This window comes from Neobacillus drentensis (genome assembly GCF_036966985.1).
GTDB lineage: Bacteria > Bacillota > Bacilli > Bacillales > Cytobacillaceae > Neobacillus > Neobacillus drentensis_E.
Genome location: NZ_JBALSN010000148.1, coordinates 1 through 2195, shown reverse-complemented (window position 1 = coordinate 2195; position 2195 = coordinate 1). Strand labels below are relative to the sequence as shown.

General features: G+C 37.7%; 3 protein-coding genes. All 3 read left to right on the top strand.

What is annotated here, in order from left to right; all coding sequences use genetic code 11:
- Positions 1-853 (top strand): tRNA pseudouridine(55) synthase TruB (truB, locus tag V7659_RS10285; protein WP_335539892.1); only part of this gene is annotated, 853 nt, incomplete at its 5' end.
- A 32-nt stretch (positions 854-885) separates the two neighbouring features.
- Positions 886-1824 (top strand): bifunctional riboflavin kinase/FAD synthetase, encoded by a 939-nt coding sequence (gene ribF / locus V7659_RS10280; RefSeq protein ID WP_335539890.1) that lies wholly within the window; start codon positions 886-888, stop codon positions 1822-1824.
- Positions 1825-2010: 186 nt separating this feature from the next.
- Positions 2011-2195 (top strand): 30S ribosomal protein S15 (rpsO, locus tag V7659_RS10275; protein ID WP_335539888.1); only part of this gene is annotated, 185 nt, incomplete at its 3' end.

Below are 2195 nucleotides of genomic sequence, written 5' to 3'. Positions count from 1 at the left end.
GAAAATATTAAAAACAAAAAAAGTAGGGCATACAGGCACACTGGATCCAGACGTCACAGGGGTACTTCCTATATGTATTGGAAAAGCAACTAAAGTGGCCGAATATATAACGGATGCAGGTAAAGCATACGAGGGAGAAGTAACCATCGGTTATTCGACAACAACAGAAGATGCTTCAGGTGAAACAGTTGCCCAAAAGCCAGTAACCAGGGTTATTCAACGGGAAGAAATTCTTAAAGTATTACAGTCATTAACTGGTGAAATTGAGCAAACACCACCAATGTTCTCGGCAGTAAAAGTTGGTGGTGTCCGACTGTATGAATATGCGCGCAAAGGAATCGAGGTCGAACGGCCAACTCGGAAGGTAACGATTTATTCAATCGAGTTATTAGACGATCGATCTGAATATATCGGTGAAACGATAAAATTTAAGTTTAGAGTCAGTTGTAGTAAAGGTACGTATATTCGGACCTTGGCCGTAATGATTGGTGAAATGCTTGGCTTTCCAGCACATATGTCATACCTGCAAAGAGTTCAATCAGCTTCTTATTCCTTAGAGGACTGCTTAACGTTTGAAGAGATTGAAAAACATATGGAAGCAGGAACGATTTCGAGTGTATTAAGGCCTCTAGAAACTGCACTTTCTCATTTGCCGAAACTCCAAATTAATGATACAGTAGCAGAGAAAGTGAAAAATGGCGCATTATTACAAATGCCTGAACATTTAAAAACTAGTAACGGACCGATTATCGCTGAAACTGTAGATGGACTGGCTCTTGCTATTTATTCAAAGCATCCTAACAAGCCTGACCTCTTTAAACCAGTTAAAGTGTTACGAAATGATCAAGATTAAAAAAGGTACGGTATAGAAAAGGTGAGTTTGTTTTGGAAGTAATTAGGCTTAAATTCCCATTTAATAATGCAATTGATGAATATCCGCCTCTCTCAATGGCGTTAGGTTACTTTGACGGTGTTCACCGTGGGCATCAACAGGTAATTCTTGAGGCCAAAAATCAAGCTGAAGAAAAAGGAATTTGCAGTGCGGTGATGACATTTGACCCGCATCCTTCCGTTGTATTAGGAAAAACAGATAAGCAGATTAAGTATATTTCCCCATTATCTGAGAAAATAAAGATAATTGAAGAACTAGATATTGATTATTTATTTATTATTCATTTTAGTGTAGAATTTGCAAATTTGCTGCCACAGGAATTTATTGACCAATATGTTATTGGCCTGAACGTAAGGCATGTGGTCGCTGGTTTTGACTTTACCTATGGACGAATGGGAAAGGGAACAATGGAAACATTGCCCTTTCATTCTAGAGATAAATTTTCTTATTCGATTGTTCCGAAATTTACCCAAGGTGATGAAAAGGTAAGTTCAACCAGAATTCGCAATCTGCTTAAAGAAGGCAGGACCAACGAACTCTTTTCACTATTAGGCCGATATTATACAACATCAGGAATCGTTATACATGGTGATAAACGAGGACGGACGATTGGCTTTCCTACTGCGAATGTAGATTTCAATGACGAGTATATTATGCCGCCTGTCGGTGTTTATGCTGTTCGAGTGAAAGTTCATTCAAAATGGTACAATGGCGTATGTAATATTGGTTATAAACCTACATTTAATAAGGATGCACTCCTTCCTTCCGTGGAAGTCCACTTATTTGACTTTAATGAAGATATCTATGGTGAAGAAGTGATTATTGAATGGCATCTTCACTTACGTAAGGAACAAAAATTTTCAGGAATAGAAGAGCTTGTCGCACAAATTGAACGTGATAAGCAAAATTCACTCCATTATTTTAAGAAATAAGACAATTGTCTTCATTTTAGTCTGTAAAAGGTGTTTTTCCTACAATAAACTTCGTTATAGCCTTGCTTTTTGCTGTGAAAAGTTGTATTCTTATTAACGTATTAAAAATAACCTCTACTTGGCAAGACGAATCACCAACGCTTGCTCGGTATCAGGGGATTTGTAAAATTTAGGAGGTGAATCCGGATGGCAATCACTCAAGAACGTAAAAATGAACTTATCAATGAGTTTAAAACTCATGAAAGCGACACTGGATCTGCAGAAGTTCAAATCGCTGTCCTTACAGAATCAATCAACAATTTGAATGAGCACTTACGTACTCATAAGAAAGATCACCACTCACGTCGCGGTCTTTTGAAAATGGTTGGTAA